Source organism: Mucilaginibacter sp. SJ (assembly GCF_028993635.1).
GTDB lineage: Bacteria > Bacteroidota > Bacteroidia > Sphingobacteriales > Sphingobacteriaceae > Mucilaginibacter.
This window is the reverse complement of the sequence record NZ_CP118631.1, coordinates 2,725,480-2,745,733: the sequence shown is the minus strand read 5'-3', so window position 1 is coordinate 2,745,733 and position 20,254 is coordinate 2,725,480. Positions and strand designations below refer to the sequence as shown.

11 protein-coding genes are annotated in these 20,254 nt (G+C 43.0%); 5 read left to right on the top strand and 6 right to left on the bottom strand.

What is annotated here, in order from left to right:
- Nucleotides 1–21: 21 nt before the first annotated feature.
- The 3 genes from MusilaSJ_RS10920 to MusilaSJ_RS10910 all read right to left on the bottom strand — a co-directional run bounded on the left by MusilaSJ_RS10920 (nt 22) and on the right by MusilaSJ_RS10910 (nt 10,615).
- Nucleotides 22–2,880, bottom strand: a complete 2,859-nt coding sequence (locus tag MusilaSJ_RS10920; protein ID WP_274989997.1) for a sensor histidine kinase — start codon at nt 2,878–2,880, stop codon at nt 22–24.
- Nucleotides 2,881–3,159: 279 nt separating this feature from the next.
- Nucleotides 3,160–5,442: a translocation and assembly module lipoprotein TamL gene (tamL, locus tag MusilaSJ_RS10915; RefSeq protein ID WP_274989996.1), complete on the bottom strand. Its 2,283-nt coding sequence runs from the start codon at nt 5,440–5,442 to the stop codon at nt 3,160–3,162.
- Between the two features lie 4 nt (nt 5,443–5,446).
- Nucleotides 5,447–10,615 (bottom strand): translocation/assembly module TamB domain-containing protein, encoded by a 5,169-nt coding sequence (locus MusilaSJ_RS10910; protein ID WP_274989995.1) that lies wholly within the window; start codon nt 10,613–10,615, stop codon nt 5,447–5,449.
- Nucleotides 10,616–10,822: 207 nt separating this feature from the next.
- On the opposite strand from MusilaSJ_RS10910, the gene dnaE reads away from it, so the two are divergent.
- Nucleotides 10,823–14,407, top strand: a complete 3,585-nt coding sequence (gene dnaE, locus MusilaSJ_RS10905) for a DNA polymerase III subunit alpha (RefSeq protein ID WP_274989994.1) — start codon at nt 10,823–10,825, stop codon at nt 14,405–14,407.
- Between the two features lie 13 nt (nt 14,408–14,420).
- Complete coding sequence (locus MusilaSJ_RS10900; protein ID WP_274989993.1) at nt 14,421–14,594, top strand: addiction module protein; 174 nt, start codon at nt 14,421–14,423, stop codon at nt 14,592–14,594.
- 81 nt (nt 14,595–14,675) lie between these two features.
- Here MusilaSJ_RS10900 and MusilaSJ_RS10895 read toward each other — a convergent pair whose 3' ends face one another.
- Complete coding sequence (locus tag MusilaSJ_RS10895) at nt 14,676–15,086, bottom strand: winged helix-turn-helix transcriptional regulator (RefSeq protein ID WP_274989992.1); 411 nt, start codon at nt 15,084–15,086, stop codon at nt 14,676–14,678.
- A 132-nt stretch (nt 15,087–15,218) separates the two neighbouring features.
- Between MusilaSJ_RS10895 and MusilaSJ_RS10890 the strand changes: the two genes are divergently transcribed.
- From MusilaSJ_RS10890 to MusilaSJ_RS10880, 3 genes are all read left to right on the top strand, one after another.
- The gene (locus tag MusilaSJ_RS10890) at nt 15,219–15,983 is read left to right on the top strand and encodes an SDR family oxidoreductase (protein ID WP_274989991.1); all 765 of its coding nucleotides are present in this window, start codon (nt 15,219–15,221) and stop codon (nt 15,981–15,983) included.
- A 634-nt stretch (nt 15,984–16,617) separates the two neighbouring features.
- A complete protein-coding gene (trxA, locus tag MusilaSJ_RS10885; RefSeq protein WP_090531998.1) occupies nt 16,618–16,938 on the top strand; it encodes a thioredoxin in 321 nt (106 codons plus the stop codon).
- A gap of 102 nt (nt 16,939–17,040) precedes the next feature.
- Nucleotides 17,041–17,961, top strand: coding sequence for a DUF58 domain-containing protein (locus tag MusilaSJ_RS10880; protein WP_274989990.1), 921 nt, complete (start codon nt 17,041–17,043; stop codon nt 17,959–17,961).
- A gap of 188 nt (nt 17,962–18,149) precedes the next feature.
- On the opposite strand, the gene MusilaSJ_RS10875 is transcribed toward MusilaSJ_RS10880, so the two are convergent.
- Nucleotides 18,150–19,481 (bottom strand): sensor histidine kinase, encoded by a 1,332-nt coding sequence (locus tag MusilaSJ_RS10875; protein WP_274989989.1) that lies wholly within the window; start codon nt 19,479–19,481, stop codon nt 18,150–18,152.
- A 13-nt stretch (nt 19,482–19,494) separates the two neighbouring features.
- On the bottom strand, nt 19,495–20,172 hold the full coding sequence (locus tag MusilaSJ_RS10870) for a response regulator transcription factor (protein WP_274989988.1): 678 nt from the start codon (nt 20,170–20,172) through the stop codon (nt 19,495–19,497).
- Between the last annotated feature and the right edge of the window lie 82 nt (nt 20,173–20,254).

The following is a 20,254-nucleotide window of genomic DNA, read 5'->3' as shown; positions in this document are numbered from 1 at the left end:
ATACCTATTATGGGGTATACGCTAAAGGAATAGTTTAAGGCCGATGGCTGTGCCTTTACCGTGGGCGGTATCAATTTTGAGTTCGGCGTTCATTCTTTTTGCGCGGGCGTAAATATTCCGGATGCCCATGGTTTCGTGTTTGCGAATGTCTGGGTCAAAGCCGCGCCCGTCATCACGGATACTGATCTGCAGGCGGTTTTTGTAAAGGCTGATTTCCAGAAACGCGTTTTTCGCTTCCGAATGTTTAACAATATTGTTTAATACTTCCTTAACAAGGAGGTATACCTGTCGTCTTTTTTCGCCGCTGATGATAGCCTGGGTTTCGCTAACGGAGGCGTTTACATGAAGGTCAATATTGCTGTATTCAAATATTTTAATGGCTTGTTTATGAATAAAACCGGCCAGGTTGCTTACCTCGTCGTTTTCGGCATCAAGGCTCCAGATAATTAACCTTACCTGGGTAGATATATCGGTAATGGCTTCATGAATAGCATCTATCTCCTTAAAGGCAGGCTGATCGGCGGTTTTGCGGCTGAGCAATTCGGTCCTGAGCTTAATGCCGGAGATGCTTGCCCCTAAATCATCATGCACCTCACTGCTGATCCGCTGTCGTTCGCGCTGCAGGGCAAGTGCATTTTCATAGTCCTTTTTTTGTAAGCCGATGATAGACTGATAATATTTGCGTACCAGCAGGAAAACGATAATTATAGCACTTAATACAGCCGCCACCTGCAGCCATAACTGCTGGTACCATAAAGGCATAACGGTAAATTTAAAAATGAGGGGCCGGCTTAACTGGTTAAACCGGTCGGCAGCCAGGGCTTCTAACTCATAGTTTCCGGGGGGGAGCAGGTCGAACCGTTTTTCGCCGGAAGGCGCGACGCTCCAATTTTTATCAACCCCCTTAAGCCTGAAGCGGTATTGTATTTTACCCATGCTTTTGTAGGATAAGGCAACGCAGTTAAATACAACCGGCCGGCCGTAAGTAAAGCTGCTTTGAGTACCGGGTATTCCGTCGTTAATCAATATCGGTTTAGGCAGGGTGGTATTTCCTAAATTTTGAGTGACGGCTATGCCCTGATCGGTGGCTATATAGTAATCAGGGCCGTTCTGCACTACATCGGCAACGTTATCAGAGGGGAGCCCGTTGCTGGTATTGAGTAAACTTATGCGGTAGTTTTGATGATTATTGAAGCGGATAATGCTTACACCGTTTGCGGTACAGGCCCATAAAGTATGGGCATCTGTCCATACCAGTTTACGGATATCGCCTGAAAAAATAGCAGGAGATTTAAATTGAATAATTTTTTTACCGGCCCACAAAAACACCCCCTGGGCTTCAGTACCTATGGCGCATACTTCATTATTTGATGCCAGGCTCTTAATAACATTTATTCCGTTCCCGGCCAGGATCCGGAAATAGATCAGATTGTTAGGGGCGGGTGCAAACTGATATAGCCCATAAAGTGAACCTATGAGCAAGCTATTTTTATACCTGGTAATAGATGTCGTGCGTATAGGCTTGAATCTATAACCTTGCTCATGTTTGAGCTCATTTGATAATACAACAACATTGTTTTGTGAAACAAAACACACTGTATCATGTCGTGTAGTGATTGCTTTTATAGGACCATTGGCGTATTTTACAGGGTGCCATAACGCCGGGTTGCCATTGGAAACATCTAACCCAAACATACCATAGTCGGTACCAATCATGAGCCTGTTGCCCGGAATTGTAACCAGGCTGGTTATCCGGTTAAAGTCCGACCGGTTTTGATTGATGGATATAGTGCCTATTGATGACGATTGATTTGTCCCAAGCTTCATATAGCTGAGAGTGCTTAAAACATGCCCGGTAAAAAGATAGCCTCCTGCAATGCCCAGTTTTAAAACATCTTCATTGGCCAGCCCGCTTTCTTTGTTAATGATTTTTACTTCGGGATTGGTACATAGAAAAAAGCCTTTATCATAACTGCCAAACCATATGTTATTTTCCTGGTCAATAACCGTAGCGGTAGTGATGTTATTATTAAGGTAATTTTTCCGTTCGCCGGTAAGATAGTTGATAATGTACGTTCCCTGTTTTACCGTTGTAACGGCAAACGTATTTTTGCCGGTAAGGTACACCGAAGTCACATTGCCGGTAAAATAGATTTTATGGAGCGGGATGATCCCGCTTTTTTGATACTGATAAACATGCACCCAATCTTTAGTAATCAATAACAAATAATTTTGCTGTAAAGCCAACCGGTAAGGTTTGGTATTGTTATTGGCGGTTTGAAAGTTTAACTTCCCGGCCTTAAGCTCTTCTTCGAGGATGTCAAGATCGTTTTCAGACAAGGCGATCTCTTCTCCGCCGGTGCCATAAATATACCCGTTCAAATACCGGATAGCATGTCTTTCCGATTTCAGCTCGTCAAAATGGTATACTTTGGTACTAAGCCTGTAATTTACACAGAGCTCATTATAACGGTTAAAAAAGAAATTGGCAAAGGGCGAAACGATTATTTTTTGAGATGAATTAATCTTATGTATAAGTCCGTTTTCATAATAACAAACCCGGTAGTTATTACAGTAAAAAAAGATCCGGTGGTAATTATCCTCGGCAATCCGGAAACACTCATTGTTTTCCAGCCCGTCGGCCGATGTGAAGTTTTTAAAATGCTGGCCATCAAACCTGCTCACGCCTTTATCCGTGGCCAGCCAGATAAAGCCCCTGCTGTCCTGCATTAAATAGTTGACCCTTGAACTGGGCAGGCCATCAGGCGCGCTATAATTTTTAAGGTAAACTACCTGGTAGGGAGTGTCGGCATATACCCGGCCCGGGAATAAAAACAGTGTTAATATTAAAAGTTTAAAAAAAGGGTTTTTTAGCGGCATTCTATAATTTGTATCAATTTAACATCGCTACTTTTATCAATACGCAATGATACGGCGTATACGGCTTTTGTGTTGCTATATATGTAATAAATTTAAAAAGAAATGATATGTATTGAAACACAGTTTGAAAACGGCGAAGGAGCCGATCCAGTGTAAAATAGACGACGCATGTGAATGATTGCATATAAAGCAACAGTACAATCGCTTTTGGTTAATTGTGCTGTTTTGACGCCTATGCTATATGCTAAGCCTTAACTTTAGTTATGTTGGGCAGTAAAATTAAAATGGATATCCTATAGCTAAGTTAAATACGCTACGGTTAAAGTTGAAATCCCAGCGCGGCTCATTAGCACGAACATACGGTGTACGAATGGGGATGCCCAAATCCGTGCGAAGCACGAGTACCGTTAAATCAAACCTTAAACCGAAGCCGGCATCAACAGCAAAATCATTTAAAAAGCTTTTGGTAAACACGGCGCCTGGCTGTGATCCGTTGGAGTGCAGTAGCCAGATGTTACCCGCATCGACAAATAAAGCTCCGCGTACTATGCTGAATAGTTTTGGTCTGTACTCAATGTTAGCTTCTATCTTGATATCGCCCGATTCATCGGCAAGGAAGCCGCCTGTGCCTACGCCGCTGCTCGGGTCAAATGAACCTGGCCCGATGGCCCTTGCCCTGAAACCCCGTAAGCTGTTAGGGCCACCAATAAAGAATTGCTGGCTATAAGGTAACTGTGTTGAGTTGCCATAGGGTAAACCTACGCCCACAATAAGCCTGCTGGCTATTGTGCTGTTCGGCCCGGTTTTATGAAAATACCTGATCTCATTTTCCAGTTTTACAAACTGGTTAAATATAGCTCCGAATAGCTTTTTAGGTTTTCCGCCTGCGCTATCTGCACCGGTAACCAATCCGTATATATTATTTGAAAGGCTAATTTTTCCATTATAATAAAGCGTATTGGTACGATAATCCTCGTTGGTATTGGTATAAGTGAAGCTATAGCTTGGGCCCAGGATGAACTGTTTATCGATAACATGCTTTAGGGCAGGATTAACCGGAACGTCTTTTCTGTCGATACTGTCTTTATATTTCTGCGAGACACTCAGCGGATTTACAAACTGAAAATTGATGAGGTTAAGCTCATGCGAACGGTGTTCTGTTTCGCGCCACTGGTAGCCGAAAGATAGGTTATATGAATTTAAGTTATATAGTTTTTGGCGGTTTACTATCGAATATCCTAAACTCAGATTAGTATGCGGGATATAGGCATCAGCTGCTTTTGGATAGATAGGCCCGATAAAGCGCGGCCATGAAAGCGTTGTCTGGATACCGGCCTGATATACATTATAGCCTGCATTTTGGCCGCCCACCTGAACATCGGTGCTACCAAACAGAGTTATTTTTAGGGCCTCGGCTCCTTTAAAGGCATTACGGTTGAGCCAGTTTAAATTTACCTGTGTACCGGTGTAATTGGCTGATGTGGTGCGCCCTAAAATATCAAGCGATAGTGATTTCTTTTTGTACTGGGTCAGGAAGTAATAAACATCCAGCTTCGATGAATCGGCTGATACATCCTCAAACCTGTTTTTTACAAACTTGTAAGGGCCCAGGTTAATGAAGCGGTTAAGCGAATTGTTATGGGCGGTACGGTTATAAACCTGGCCGGGGCGCATCAGCACGGTATTGGCAAAAGTGTAAGTATGTACTGTGTTACGACGCTCAACAATATTATACCATTTATAAAAAACAGCTTTATCCTTCATCAGCGAAGTATCTCTTAACGAGTAACTCGGATACACATAAATATTATTGATGGTATAAATGTTTTGGGCGCGACCAGGTGTTTCATTTTTAACAGCCACAAAAATATCAACCTGGTGCCCGGCTATAGTGCTATCCACATGCATGATGAGGTTTTCGGGTGAGAAATAGTAAAAACCTTCTTCTTTAAGTTTAGCGTCAATGCGCAGCCGTTCGGTTTTAATAACATCAAGGTTGTATTTATCGCCAACTTTTAGCAGCGTTTTTGCCGATGTTCCGGCTACGGCGGTATCGATAGTGCGGTTACCCTGCGGAAATACTACCTTCCTGATTTTATAGCCCGGCCCGGTTACTGCTGTATAAACCGCTTTGGCAACTTTTGAGGTTGGTTTTTTACTTATCGTATCGCCGCTTACCTGCGCCTGAAAGTAGCTTTCGTTTTGCAGCCTGTTTTGAAGGATATTGCTGTTTTGCTCAAGGTTTACTGAACTTACAAGTACAGGAGGCTCACCCTTTTTATTAAGCCAGTGGGCCAGCCCCTTGGTTTTATTGGTTTTGGTTTTAAAGTACAGCCAAAGTTTAAAACGCATGCCTAATATAGTACTATTAGGCACGGGCCTTAGTAAAGCCTCAAGTTCTTCACTTAAAGCTTTTTTCTCGCTCTTTTTTAAAACCGAATCCTGTATCACTACTTCACCGCCTGTATATAGCTTTTGGCCCGGAGCCAGAAATTTAGTCGTACTGCAGGCACTCAGTAAAACACATGATGAAAGCAATATATATTTTAAATGTTTGGTCATGGGCTTAGTTTGAAGTAGTTTGCGGTTTGTTTTCCTGTTGCTGCTGCATGTTCTTTTGCTCCAATGCTTTATCTGCCTCGTCCTGTTTTTCTTTTTTCTCCTTTTGTTCCTGCTGATACTGGCGGCGCAACCTGCGTTCTTCAGGGGTACGTTTGCGGAAGATCTCGCGGAAGCGGTTATAATCAACCGTTAAGGTAAAGCCTACGCCGGTTTCAATGATTTGGCCCTGGATCACAATAAATTCGTCGCGACGATAAGCACGCAGGGTGTAGCGGCCGTCCTTGCTAAGTTTATAGGCTATGGATACGTCACCCGCGATGTTCGATGCTTTTTGACCTGGTTGATTGCCTTCCAGGTTAAAGTTATTGCCAACGCTTACGGTAAGCCTGTCATTCAGGAAGCGCTTGGACAGGCCAACGTTGAGGTCGGTGCGATTGGTGGCCGTGCCCGATGAGTAATCCTCGCCTGAGGTTAAACCAAAATTCAGATCAACTCCTGATATTAAACTTCCTGCCAGCCTGTTCAACTGATCGGATAACAGGCTGCTTACGCTGTTGCGGATAGTGCCCTCAACAGTGGTGCTTGCGCCCTGGCTTTGCAGCGGGTTGTCGCCAATAAAGTGCCCCAATACCAGTACACCTAATACCTGCTTATTAAGCTCGTTGGGGTCCTGTCGTATCTGAGTTAGGCGGGTATTAACCGTACTTACCACATCGGATGATACAGAATAAGAGCTGTCTGGCAGTACGATGTCAAAGCTGATGGTTGGCGTGAGCAGCTGATCTTTCAGGTTAAGGTTAACGTTGAAAGGTAGTTTTTGCTTGTACATTGTACTATTTTGCGCATCCGAAAGCTGGTTTGAAACCAGGTCAATTGGCGGTACATTGGCTATGTAAATAGCGGTAAGATCAATATTGGCACTGGTTGGGTCACCGGTCCAGACAATGGTACTACCTTTTTTAAAGTTAAAAGTGCGCTTAACAGTTGCATAAGCCAGGTTGTACGAGCCTGAGTTAACCACATAAGTACCAGTAAGGTTTATTTTACCGCTTGGGTCAATGCCGCCATTCAGGCTGGCCTCGCCTTTGAGGTGTACGATATCGCCGTTTCGCTCATCAACTACAATAGTAAACGCGGCATTTTTATTTACATTGATAGTCGCAGAAACATCCAACCCTGTAACATCCGATTTTTTGAGCGAATCCAGTTGCCTGGCCAGCAGAATGGAGTCCATTTTAGGGGCATCCTTATCAATAAAGTCAACCACACCCTTCCGGTCTTCCAGCGCCGGGTCATTGGTGGGCAGCACAAAGGTCATGTCGGTTTTGTCATTAACGGTAAGGTTGGCATCAACCACCGGCTTAGTCATATTGCCGCGGATCTTGATGCGGGTATCCACATACAGTTTACCGTAGTAAAGTTTGTTATCAGCCTGGGTTGAGTTGGTGACCCTAAAATTATTGGCGTTAATATCCATACCAAAGGCAAAATCGGTGTAAGTTTTAGTGTAGATACTGCCGCTTACCACAGCCTTGTTGCCGGTCGAATCAACCAAAGTAAAGTCATTAAAGCGGATCCCTTCGTTGTTGAAAGTGATGCTTTCCTGCGGCATGCGGAAGTAGGAGTTTAGCATAGCTACATTAAAGCCAACCTTATTAAAGTTGATATCTCCCCGTACCGAAGGTGCATCTGTAGTGCCTGATATTTTGAGCGCCCCGGTAATATTACCCGTAGCATTACGCAGGTTGCCAAAGCTAAATCCTTCGATGCTCTTCATGCTCAGGTTCACAATATTCAGGTCGAGATCAAAGCGGCTTTCGGGCGAGGCATAGTACGTTCCATTCAAATCAACCTGGTTGCCTTTGCCGGTAATGCTCATTTGGGCGGCGTAGGCGTTTTCAGTTTGGTTGTTTACCTTGAGGGCAATATTGCCCACCGTATCGCCTTTAAAATTAAAATCATTAACGTTGATGGCGGCGGTAAATACAGGACTGGTTTGGAAGTTGCTTACGATAGCATCACCATTAATGGTCCCGCCTACCTGTAACGAGTCCTGTTTGGCCATTTTGGTAAGCGCTTCAATATGGAAATTGTTGAACTTGATATTCAGCGGACTGTTAAACTCTTGTGTGCTGCTGTTAACGCTCAGTACCTGGTTGTTATTGGTAATGGTAAAGTTATGGGCCAATATACCCTTTGATCCGTATTGCAAAAAGTTATCGTCGCTAACTGCCCATGAGAGGTAATCCAGCAGGAGGCCGTCTTTATTAAAGCTGAACTGGTATTCATCAGGCAATATGCTGAAGGTGCCCGCTATACGGAAACGTTCCTTTTTAGTCGCGTCGCGGATCTGTAAACTTAGGCCTGCTTTATTATCCTGTGCAGCGCCGGAAATGCTGGTATATAACAGATCGACGGACGAACCTACTTTAACTTCATCAACTGAAAAATTATAGTTAAGGGCGTTATCGCTGGTATTGATATTGAGTAATGCTTTGTTGATGGTGTTGGTGCCGTAAACCACTTTTGGTATGGAGCCTTTAACAATAAGTTCGCCGGTTTGGCTGTTGAAGCTGCCGTTCAGTAAAACAGGGTCGAGTTGTTTCAGGTCGGGAGCAAACTGGGTAAGCAATGGCGTTTTAACCAGTTTGGCTTCAAAAGTAAACTGTTGCGGAGAATATTTAACCGCAGGCGCAGGTTTGGCTTTTATCGTTTTGCCGCCTTTAGTTTTTACAACTACCTGCTGCCCACCGGCGATTGCAGTATTAAAATATTTGTTGATCACATCCTGCACGGCGGGAGCTATCTGTGTAAGCTTGTATTTACCAGCCATGTGAGCACTCATAACAGCAGTTTTTAAACGAAGCGTACTGCTGTCGGTACTGGCTGTAGAGATGAGGCTGATAGTGTCCATCCGGATGCGCTGACCTTTATTTACTACCAACAGGTCAGTTGCTTTAATATCGGCATTCAGGTAATCGGGATCGGCAGTTGGTACATCGGCTACGATCTTGCCATGAAAACGCATATCGTCCTTAACAAAATTGAGGTTTTTGAGGTTGATGCTATCCACATTTAAGGTGGCTTTAGCTGCCGGGTATTTTTTGTTGAGATTGGCTTTGGCATCCAGACTGAAATTAATGTTAGGATCCTTCATTGTCGCTATGGCGGTATAAGCGCCGTTACTTGAAGTGCCTTTCATTACCAGGTTTTGGTAAGTATAACCTTTAACATAAGCCTTTGCAACATTGCTATTAAAAGCTATACTTGCCTTTTTAGGGTCGAGATTTTTACCTTTTAAATTGGCATTCATGGTTATACGGCCAACCATTTGTGGTTGTTTGGTTAAAGCACCTACATTAAGTTCATTTACCTTGATGTTGGCAGTATAGATTGCCGCGTTTTTATTCTGTCCGTTCTTTAAGGCAGCAACCAGGTCAACCGCGCCATAGCTTGAACGGAGTATCATTTTGGTATTAAAGCTATACATGCTGCCTTTAAAATTACCTTTAAGGTTCATTTTTTCAGGAATGCTCACATTGGGCGGGATGCTGCCTGCCGGGGCCAGTTTAGCAATATCATGGCGGCTGGTGCTGAAATCAGCAATGTTAATATCAAAATTGGCTTTGTTTACATCGGGCAGGCCTTTCATTTTGGCCGATGCCTTAATATGGGTACTGCCTAAACCTGTAACTTCCAGGTTGGGGATCTCGAGGTTGTTCACCTGACCGCTCACCCGGCCATTGATCTTAAGCACCGTACCCGGCGAAGATTTGAAAGGTTCCATAGTTGCCATGGTTGGCATCAGCAGTAAAACATCCTTTAGGCCCAGACGGCTGCCATCCAAATTGGCATTGATACCCAGCACGCCAATGTTTTTGGTGATGGCATCAATAGAAGGGTAACGTACCTGTACCGACTTTTGCAATGTGGTATTCGGCGTTTCCAGTAACAAATCATTCATGTACGCGTTAGTTGGCCCGTACAGGAAGGCAGTATGAAACTTATTGATCTTTAAACCGCTTTTTTCGGTAAAGGTAAAGGAGTTAATTTTGCCCGAAATGGTATCGGGGCTATAGGAGATATTTTCGGCTTCGGCATTAAGGCCGCGGATGTCCATGTGGCCAAAATCAAGGCCTTTGGGGATAGCCTTCTGCGCTTCGTTATCAAACTTAATATGATCGTTTGTGAAGGTAACTTTGCTAATGGTAGCCCGCCATGCCGATTTGGTTGGTGATGATACCAGTGTATCCAGTTTTTTAATTGTTTTAACAACTTCTTTAACCACTGTTTTGGGCTTGGCAAGGGTCAATCCGGCGGTGGTATTGCTCAATTCAATGTTTTTGATGCCAACCTTTTGGTTTTTCAGGTCGATCTTATCCATCTCTACCAAAAACTTACTTAGGTCTACCTTGGCGCCCATTTCGGAACTTTGATAATCGACTTTGATTTTGGAGATATCGATCACCCCTAAATTCAAATCCATATTAAGTGGGGCTGTGGCCGTATCAGGAGGGGGCGGGCCGGTTGGTGTTTGGATGATCTTAGCATTTACATCGCTCAGGGTAATTTTTGGTATGGTAAACTTCATTTTATCCATATCAAAATCCTTAACGCGGGTATCAAAATGGCCAAGCAAAAATTTTACATCGTTGCCGGTAATGACATCTTTATATTTTACGTTGATTTTATCGAGGATGATCTTATCAACAGAAAATTTCATGGTTGACGTAGTATCGGTAGGTTTAACTTCTTTCTTTTGTTCGCCAACAAAAGCTTTGATGATATATCCGAAGTTGAATACGCTGTCGGCGCTCCGGTTTACGTTGGCGGTGATGCCCTGCAGGTTTACCTCGTTCACCTCAACCTCGCTGTGCAGCAGTTTGAGCATGCTGATATCAACTTTTAGTTTTTCGCCGGCTATGAGGGTATCTTTTTTCTGATCTTCAAAATACACATCTTCCAGCACCAGCAGTTTGGGCAGGCCGAGGCTGATATGGCCAATCTTAACTTTGGTGTGGATTTTATTTTGTAAAAAAGTTACGGCTTTATCTTTCGCGAAGTTTTGTACAGCGGGAACCTGTATCAAAATTACTACAAGGATAACCAGCAGAACTACACTCACCAGTATCCAAAGTATCGTTTTAAGGGTTATTCGTAGTATTTTTTTCAATTGTATTTGTATTTCAAAGGTGAAGATGCTGTTGATCAATATAAACAAATAACATGCTAAGTATAGCAGTTCGCTGCATGTTGTTGTATAATTTACAAAATGGGGCCGGCTTTAATTAAATTTCCACAGCGCTACTTTTTAACAGTCTACATCCCTAACTTGTTTTAACTTTGTACTTCATAAAGATTTTGTCGAAACGGATTAACTATGCCTGATTTTTCTCACCTCCACGTACATACCCAGTTCTCATTGCTTGATGGGGCAGCCGATATATCCAAGCTGTATAAAAAAGCCGCTAAGGACGGAATGAAGGCCCTTGCTATTACTGATCATGGTAATATGTTCGGCGTATTTAAGTTTGTGGCCGAAGCCGGCAAGCACAATGTAAAACCCATTGTAGGCTGCGAATTTTACGTGGTTGAAGACAGGCATAAAAAGCAGTTCACCAAAGAAAATAAGGATGTTCGGCGCCACCAGCTCATGTTGGCTAAAAACCCTACAGGTTATAAAAACCTGGTAAAGCTATGCTCGTTGGGGTATATGGAAGGGCTGTATAGTAAATGGCCCCGTATTGATAAGGAACTGATCTTAAAATATCATGAGGGCATTATTGCTACTACCTGCTGCATAGGTGCATCGGTTCCGCAGGCAATTTTAAGGGATACACCTGAGAACGCTGAGAAAGAATTCAGATGGTGGCTTGATCTGTTCGGCGAGGATTTTTATATCGAGCTGCAACGCCACGAGATCCCCGAACAGCAAACTATTAATAATGTGTTGCTTACGTATGCTAAAAAGTATAACGTAAAAGTGATCTGCTCAAACGATTCGCATTATGTGGATCAGCAGGACTCGAACGCGCATGATATTTTGCTTTGCGTAAATACAGGTGATATGCAAAGCACCCCAATTGCTACCGACGAAGAGGGTGGTAAAGGTTATCGTTTCGGTTTTCCCAATGATCAGTTTTATTTTAAAACCCAGGAAGAAATGGGACAATTGTTCCATGACCTGCCCGAATCATTGGATAATACCAACGAAATTGTTGATAAGGTAGAGACGCTAAAACTGAAACGCGATATCCTGCTGCCCAATTACGTTATCCCCGACGAATTTAAGATCCATAAAACACACGATGCCGATACCCTAAACCAATGGGAATACCTAAAGCATCTAACTTTTATGGGTGCTAAGGAACGTTACAGAGATATTAGCCCGGAGACCGAAGAGCGGATCAACTTTGAGTTGTTCACCATTCGTACTATGGGTTTTGCAGGGTACTTCCTTATCGTGGCCGACTTTATCAGGGCTGGTCGTGATATGGGCGTGTTCATTGGCCCGGGCCGTGGTTCGGCGGCGGGATCGGTGGTGGCTTACTGTACCGGGATCACCAATATCGACCCGATGAAGTACAATCTCCTGTTTGAGAGGTTCCTGAACCCCGACCGTAAATCGATGCCCGATATTGATACGGACTTTGACGATGCCGGTCGCCAACGGGTTATTGACTACGTGGTTGATAAATATGGTAAAAACCAGGTGGCGCAGATCATCACCTATGGTTCCATGGCTGCCCGTACCAGTATCCAGGACGTAGGCCGTGTGCTTGATATGCCACTGGCCGATGTAAGTGCTATGAAGAAGCTGGTACCCGAAACGCTGGGTATCACCCTGAAGGATGCTATTGAGCAAGTACCCGAACTAAAAGAGATCCTAAACGGCAACGATCTTAAAGCCCAGGTACTTCGCGAAGCCGAAAAGCTGGAGGGTTCGGTACGTAATACCGGTGTACACGCCGCGGGGATCATTATTGCCCCGTACGATTTGACCGATATTGTACCGGTAGCTACTGCCAAAGATTCGGACCTGCTGGTTACCCAATATGACGGACGTGTAATCGAAGACGCAGGTGTTATTAAGATGGACTTTTTGGGTTTGAAGACCCTTACCATTATTAAGGATGCCCTGCGCATGATCAAGCAAAATCACGGTGTGGTGATAGATATCGATTACATTCCGCTTGATGACCTTAAAACTTACGAGCTTTATCAGCGTGGCGATACCAATGGTACTTTCCAGTTTGAAAGTGACGGTATGCAAATGTACCTGCGCGAGCTTAAGCCCGATAAGTTTGAAGACTTGATAGCCATGAATGCCCTTTACCGTCCGGGGCCGATAGAGTACATTCCAAACTTTATATCCCGTAAGCATGGCCGCGAGCCGATAGTGTTCGACTTGCCCGACATGGAGGAATACCTTGGCGAAACCTATGGTATTACCGTATACCAGGAACAGGTGATGCTTCTGTCGCAAAAGTTAGCCGGATTTAGTAAAGGTGATGCCGACGTTTTGCGTAAGGCGATGGGTAAAAAGCAGATTGAGGTATTGAACAAGATGGAAGCCCAGTTTATGGATGGGGCGGTAGCTAAAGGCCATCCAAAAGATAAGCTTACCAAAATCTGGACCGACTGGAAGGCATTTGCCCAGTACGCGTTCAATAAATCGCACTCAACATGCTACGCTTTCGTGGCATACCAAACAGCTTATTTAAAAGCGCATTACCCGTCAGAGTATATGGCGGCGGTTTTAAATAACCAGAATAACATTGAAAAAATTACCTTCTTTATGGAGGAATGTCGCCGTATGGGCGTCGAGGTTTTGGGGCCGGATATTAACGAGTCGGACATGGCCTTTGCGGTGAATAAACGTGGGCAGGTGCGCTTTGGTTTAACCGGTGTAAAAGGTGTGGGTGATAAAGCGGTAGAAAGTATCATTGAAGAACGTAATGCCAACGGTCCGTTTGAAACGGTGTATGATTTTGCACGGCGCTCAAATACGCGTAGCGTTAACCGTAAATCGTACGAAAATCTGGTTTATGGTGGTGCGTTCGATGGTTTTGGGATAGCCCGCTCACAATTTTTTGCCAAAACTGAGCTGGGCACCTTAACCGGTGTTGAACGGCTCATTAAGTACGCCAATGATTATCAAAACGTGCAAAGCAGCTCGCAATCGTCGTTATTTGGCGGTTCGGTAGCGTCATATGTACCTGAGCCGGCTATGCCCGATGTTGAAGAATGGCCGCTGATAGAAAAGCTGAAGTACGAGAAAATGGTAATCGGGATCTATTTAACCGGTCACCCGTTGGATAATTATAAAGTTGAGCTTAAACGCTTCTGTAATGCCACCATCAGCGACCTGAAACTGATGCAAAAAGCCCGCTCGGGGGAAGGTGGCGAAGATGTAACGGCCGCGTTCAATGAACTACGCCGTCGCGGCGAGTTAAGGATAGGCGGCCTTGTATCAAGCGTTCAGCATAAAATGACCAAAACGGGTAAGCCATTCGGTACCTTTGTGTTTGAAGATTACAATGAATCGTACGAGTTTGCGCTGTTTGGCGATGACTATGTGAAGTTCCGTAATATGATGATGGAGGGATACTTCCTGCATATTAAAGGAACTATCGAAGAAAAATTCCGCCAGAAAGATAACTGGGACCTGCGCATAGCGGTGATGGACCTGCTATCAGAAATGCGTGATAAGCTCACCAAATCATTAACGGTTTGCATTGATATGAACATGCTTAACAGCAAACTGCTTGATGATATTCAACACATGATTGATGATAATAACCAAAAGTACCCGGTAAAAAACTGTAAGCTTCGTTTCCAGATCAGGGATAGGGAAGAGGTAATGCTGGTTGAACTGTCATCCAAATCATTCAAGGTAAACCCAAGCGATGATTTTATGGCAGGGATACATAGTTTAACTAATGAAGAACCGGTGCTGAGTTAAAAAGTTTTCTACCATGGAAGAAAAGAATCAAAACGAACCACAAGATCATTGGGATGATGAAGATTTTGTAAATGAAATGCAATGGCGCGTTGATGATTATGAAAGCGGGAAGGAGAAAGGTATTCCTTGGGAAGAAGTAAAAGTCAAAATGAGATGCCGTTCTGATGATCAATCTCAAGATAATTAAAAATATTGTCGTCATTTCAAGAAAAGAAGCGATCTTTAACTCGCGCTCGTTATAAACGAGCGCAAGGATCTTAAAGCTGTGTTACACTTCCACTCTCACCACCTCATCATCCTGTTTAACCAAAGTATAACAAGTATAATCTGGCTGAACCACTTCACCGTTGGCGTTAGTAACGGTCATGTAATGGCTGCCCCATCTTTCGAGGGTGTAAAATATAGATGATAACTCCTGGCCGATGGGAGTGAGGGAATATTCAACCCTTGGCGGTACTTCGGGAAAAATATGGCGGGATACTATGCCGTCTTCTTCCAGTTCGCGAATTTGTTGTGAAAGCATCTTTTCGGTCATGCCGGGGATTGCCCGGTTTATCTCACTGTAACGCTTCTGGCCGGTTAATAATTGGTTTATTATACTCAGTTTCCACTTACCACTAATCACACTTAGAGCTGCTGCCATAGTGCAGGAGTGATCGGAATGTCTGTTTTTTGTCATAATGAAAAAAGCGATATGTCGATTGCATCAAACCGGCTCATAACCTACCAAAAAGTATGTTGCACACAAAATGGTGCATTCTTGTGGGGAGCTGTAACTCACTGTACATTTGATGTATCAATAACAAAGATAATGAAAAAGTTACAAGGAAAAACAGCAGTAATAACAGGCGGCAACAGTGGTATAGGCCTGGCCACAGCACAGGAATTCATCGCACAAGGTGCAAAAGTGATCATCACCGGCAGGAATCAAAAATCAATCAACGAAGCACTTGAAACACTTGGTGCCGATGCAAAAGGCGTAATTGCCGACAGCGGCGACATGAACCAGGTAAAACAACTTGGCGAAAAAGTAAAAGCCATTGCCGAAAAAATTGACATCGTATTTGTTAACGCAGGTATCGGTCAGTTTAATTCAACAGAGCAAATGAGCGAGCAGATGTTTGATGATATCATGAACATCAACTTTAAAGGTGCTTATTTCAGCATTCAGCAATTGTTACCTTTAATTAATGGTGGTGGTTCTATCATCCTTAATACTTCTATAAACGCACATATTGGTATGGCCGGGGCAACTGTTTATGCAGCAAGTAAAGCAGCATTGCTTTCATTAGCTAAAAACATTTCGGCCGAATTGTTGCCTCGTCGCATCAGGGTTAACTCTGTAAGCCCTGGCCCTGTTGTAACACCTTTACATACTGCCGATAAATTAGGTTTAACCCAGGAACAATTAGAAGGCATGGGTTCCGAACTGATAAAACAGATCCCGATGGGCCGTTTTGGTTTGGCCGAAGAAATTGCCAAAACAGTTACTTTCTTCGCTTCTGATGATTCAACATTTATAACCGGTGCTGAATTGATTGCAGATGGCGGTATGGCCACTTTGAAAGGTGCATAAGCCCCCTCTAAACGGCGTAGCCCTCATGGGCACCAAAACAAATTAATTGCGAATAATCTCTCCCTGAAGGGGAGACTTTATAAAATATAAAATAGAAGAGCGATGAATTTACATTTATCGCTTTTTTGCGTTAAGGATAGTAGCGGATACCGGCCACGAGCGCAATGCCTGCAGGCGTATGAGCGGATAGCCTGGCCGCAGGCAACGCCCATGTCATTATCTGTTGATTTAATGATTGCCGTGATTGTCTGAATCAGAATTTACAGAATTAGTGAATTTTCAGAATACTTAGCAGATTCAGCAAATTATACAAGTCGCTTCCTTACTAAACAGTTCATTCTGTTAATTTTTTAATTTTGTAAATTCTGATTCAGACAATTAATGTTAATTAATACCGCCAATGTTAAAAAGTAACCCGCCGGTGTAGTTGTAAATATCGTTCGGAAACAGGTAATTTGTGTTAATACGTCATGTCGCAAAACTGTATTTGAGGGTGTAAATGCGACAAATGGTCATACCCGAGTTAAGTGCATGGATTATAATAATATAATTGTCACATTGTCAGTAGTACACTTGTGGCAAGCAATTTGAATAGCATATATTTGTAAGTACAAAATTTAAAAAAATAGAAATCATGGCTTTAGAAATAACTGATGCAAACTTTGACGAGCTTGTCCTGAAATCAGACAAACCGGTATTAATTGACTTTTGGGCAGAATGGTGTGGTCCGTGTAGGATGGTAGGTCCGGTAGTTGAAGATATTGCAAAAGAATATGAAGGCAAAGCTGTTGTTGGTAAAGTAGACGTTGACAACAACCCAGGCATATCTGTAAAATACGGTATCCGTAACATCCCTGCCTTATTGTTCTTCAAAAATGGCGAAATTGTGGATAAACAAATCGGTGCTGTGCCAAAATCAGTATTAACTGATAAACTGGTAAAACAGTTAGCATAACCCTTAAGCTTATTTAATGCTACACATTGTAGCATTAACACAACATATTTTTTGAAAAGGCGTTGCAATTTTGCAGCGCTTTTTTTATGCCTATATTAGCCTATGCCCAAATTAAACGATGATCAGCAAATAAGGCAACTGGCCAATCTCGAGTTGCTGGCCCGACAGGTGGTTGAAGGCTTTATCACCGGCCTGCACCAAAGTCCTTTTCACGGCTTTTCTGTGGAGTTTGCCGAGCACCGTTTGTACAATAATGGCGAATCGGTAAAAAATATCGACTGGAAGCTGCTGGCCCGTACCGATAAATTGTTTGTAAAGCAGTTTGAAGAGGAAACTAATCTTCGCTGTTTTTTGCTGCTGGATACTTCATCATCCATGAACTTTCCTGAAACGGGTACTAATAAACTTCAGTTTTCTGTTTATGCCATAGCATCGCTCATGTACCTGTTTAAAAAACAACGTGACGCTTTTGGACTTTGCCTTTTTTCGGATAAAATAGACTGGATCAGCGCGGCAAAATCAACAACTACGCACCTGTTTTATTTATATGCCGAACTGGAAAAAATGTATGCCAGCCCTAAAGCAAATACCCAAACCAATATCACCAATGTACTGCATCATATAGCCCAGGAAATTCACCAGCGCTCGTTGGTGATCATTTTTAGCGATATGCTGGAGAATAACCTGGATATGGAAAAGCAGCAAGCTTTATTTGCGGCAATTCAGCATTTAAAGTTTAATAAGCATGAGGTAGTAATTTTTAATGTTACCGATAAGCAAAAAGAACTTGAGTTTAATTTTGATAACCGCCCACATCACTTTGTCGATATTGAAAGCGGCGACGAGCTGAAGGTAAACCCGGCCCGCATCCGCGATGCTTATAAAGCATCGTTAAAAGAATACCGGCATCAGTTGGAGCTAAAATGTGCGCAGTATCATATTGACCTGGTTGATGCTGATATTCATGAAGGCTATCATCATATCCTGAATACCTACCTGGTTAAGCGCAATAAGATGATATAACACGATTTTCATTATTAAGACGCATCATGTGCGTCTCCGAATACGCGGCGCCGATATTCATTAGTAAGACACATGTGATGCGTCTCTGAAAAAAAAGGCCGTTTCCATCAGGATAACGGCCTCTATAGTTAAATAGGGGGATTTACTTATAAAATAAACTGTGTAAATGTATGGGCACAATATGAAGTTTAAGTGAAGTCCGGTCCGCGGTCAAATATGAGGAATATACTGGTGCCCTGGTCTTTTATCGAGTCTATTTTTACCCTGATGCTATGAAAGGCGGTAATGCTTTTTACAATGGCTAAACCAAGGCCATAGCTTTCCTTTTCTTCAGTTTCAAATTTTTCAAAACGGTTAAAAGCGTTTTCTATTTGTTGCTGGTCCATGCCCGGGCCTGTATCGGTAATTTCAAGTATATAAATATCATCCTTAAGTTCATCGGCAATGGTTATGCTGCCTTTGGGTTTATTGTATTTGATTGCATTGTTGATGAGATTGAATAGCAGGGTATGCATCAGCGGGCGGTTACCCATAATGGAGTAAATATATTTGATGTTGTTGTTAAAAGTGAGGTGCTTTTCCTCCAGGCGGTCTTCCAGTTCTTCCTGGATCTCCATAATTACGCCTGCTATCATCACTACGTCGGCCTTGTCATACTGATTATTTTCAACTTTTGAGATGAGCAGCAGGCTGTTAATAATAGATTTAAGCCGGTTTAATGTCTTCAGCGAAGCGTGCATCTTGTTTTCGCCGGCTTCGCTAAGTTCTTCCTGCAATAAAATATTCTCCAGCCGGGAGCTGATAATTGATATGGGCGTAAGTAACTCATGCGATACATTGGCAATGAACTGTTTTTCCAGAGCAAACAGGTTACTGATCTTTTTCATGAGTGTACTGATACTGTCATCAAGCAGTTCAAAATCCTGGGTGGTGGTCTGGATCTTTTCATAATCAAAGTTCATGGGATCATTTACTTTGATCAGTTTGCGGTCGATGATCTTATAAAAGGGGGCAAGCAAAAATTTGGTAAACACCAGGTCGCTTACCAGTGTGAGGGCGAGTGCTATCACCAGTGTTAAAAGGGTAAACCGTTTAATGATGGATTTTAATTCTTCAATGGAGGTAACTGACACGCCAATTTCAAGCAGATAGGTATGGTTGTTAAAATTAAACTGGTGAGTTAGGATACGATAAGTTTGCGTGACCAGGTCACTGGTACGGGTTTCGGTTGTGAACTTTGCAGCTTTGGTTTCGGTGGGCTCAAATTTAACAGGGGTTATAATAATGAATTCCTCTTTTAAAATATTATAATCGGTATAAGGCTTTTGATTAGCGAGCTTGCTACTAATCTCTTTTGAACTGAGGTTTTTAAGTGTTTGCCTTTCATTTTCCTCAAGCCTGAGCTCTACATGATTATACGAGATCTTCTCGATAGAAAGCAGGATAAGCAGGCCAGTGAAAAGTATAATGGCTAATTTGGTTAACGTATTATAAAGGGCCAGTTTTACCTGTAATTTCATGAGGCTGGTAATTTCAGATGTTGATACGGTAGCCGATACTCCTTACGGTTTCAAACCAATCTATAGCAATATATACCGATAGCTTTTTACGCAGGTTTTTAACGTGCACATCTACAAAGTTGGAGTCGGAATTTATTTCCAATACATCGCCCCAAACGTGTTCGGTAAGGTTAGTGCGGGATATTACCCTGTTTTTGTTAAGCACCAGGTAGTTGAAAATCTCAAACTCTTTTTTGGTGAGGGTTATGCGCTCATCGTTGTAGGTAACGGTACGGTTCTGTATGTTGATCTTTAAGCCTTTTACATTAATGTCATTACTCTCCAGGCGGTGTTTGCGGCGGGTAATGGCGTGCATGCGGGCTAATAGTTCGTTTAATGAAAATGGTTTTGCCAGGTAATCGTCGGCACCCTGTTCAAGACCCGATACCCGGTCGTCAACAGCGCCGCGGGCAGTGAGAATAATTACGGCATCTTCGCGCTCGTTCATGCCTTTCAGCATTTTAAGCAGGTCGAAGCCGTCACCGTCAGGCAAGCCGAGGTCGAGCAGGATAAAGTCATAATTGTTTACGAAGATTTTTTCAGATGCCGATTTTTTGGTGCGGGCATGTTCAACCGTAAAACCTTCGTGGCTTAAAAATTCATCAACCTCAAGCGCAAGGCCTTTTTCGTCTTCAACAATTAGTACGTTCATAATTGTGCATTTACAGGAACTATCAATAAGGGTTACAGGATCAAGATTATTCATGGCAGGCAAAGTACCGTACCAAAGATTA

Coding starts and splice junctions, on each gene's coding strand:
- MusilaSJ_RS10880 (WP_274989990.1), top strand. CDS start 17,041: ATGCCCAAATTAAACGATGATCAGCAAATAAGGCAACTGGCCAATCTC.
- dnaE (WP_274989994.1), top strand. CDS start 10,823: ATGCCTGATTTTTCTCACCTCCACGTACATACCCAGTTCTCATTGCTT.
- MusilaSJ_RS10890 (WP_274989991.1), top strand. CDS start 15,219: ATGAAAAAGTTACAAGGAAAAACAGCAGTAATAACAGGCGGCAACAGT.
- MusilaSJ_RS10870 (WP_274989988.1), bottom strand. CDS start 20,172: ATGAACGTACTAATTGTTGAAGACGAAAAAGGCCTTGCGCTTGAGGTT.
- MusilaSJ_RS10900 (WP_274989993.1), top strand. CDS start 14,421: ATGGAAGAAAAGAATCAAAACGAACCACAAGATCATTGGGATGATGAA.
- MusilaSJ_RS10920 (WP_274989997.1), bottom strand. CDS start 2,880: ATGCCGCTAAAAAACCCTTTTTTTAAACTTTTAATATTAACACTGTTT.
- trxA (WP_090531998.1), top strand. CDS start 16,618: ATGGCTTTAGAAATAACTGATGCAAACTTTGACGAGCTTGTCCTGAAA.
- MusilaSJ_RS10875 (WP_274989989.1), bottom strand. CDS start 19,481: ATGAAATTACAGGTAAAACTGGCCCTTTATAATACGTTAACCAAATTA.
- MusilaSJ_RS10895 (WP_274989992.1), bottom strand. CDS start 15,086: ATGACAAAAAACAGACATTCCGATCACTCCTGCACTATGGCAGCAGCT.
- tamL (WP_274989996.1), bottom strand. CDS start 5,442: ATGACCAAACATTTAAAATATATATTGCTTTCATCATGTGTTTTACTG.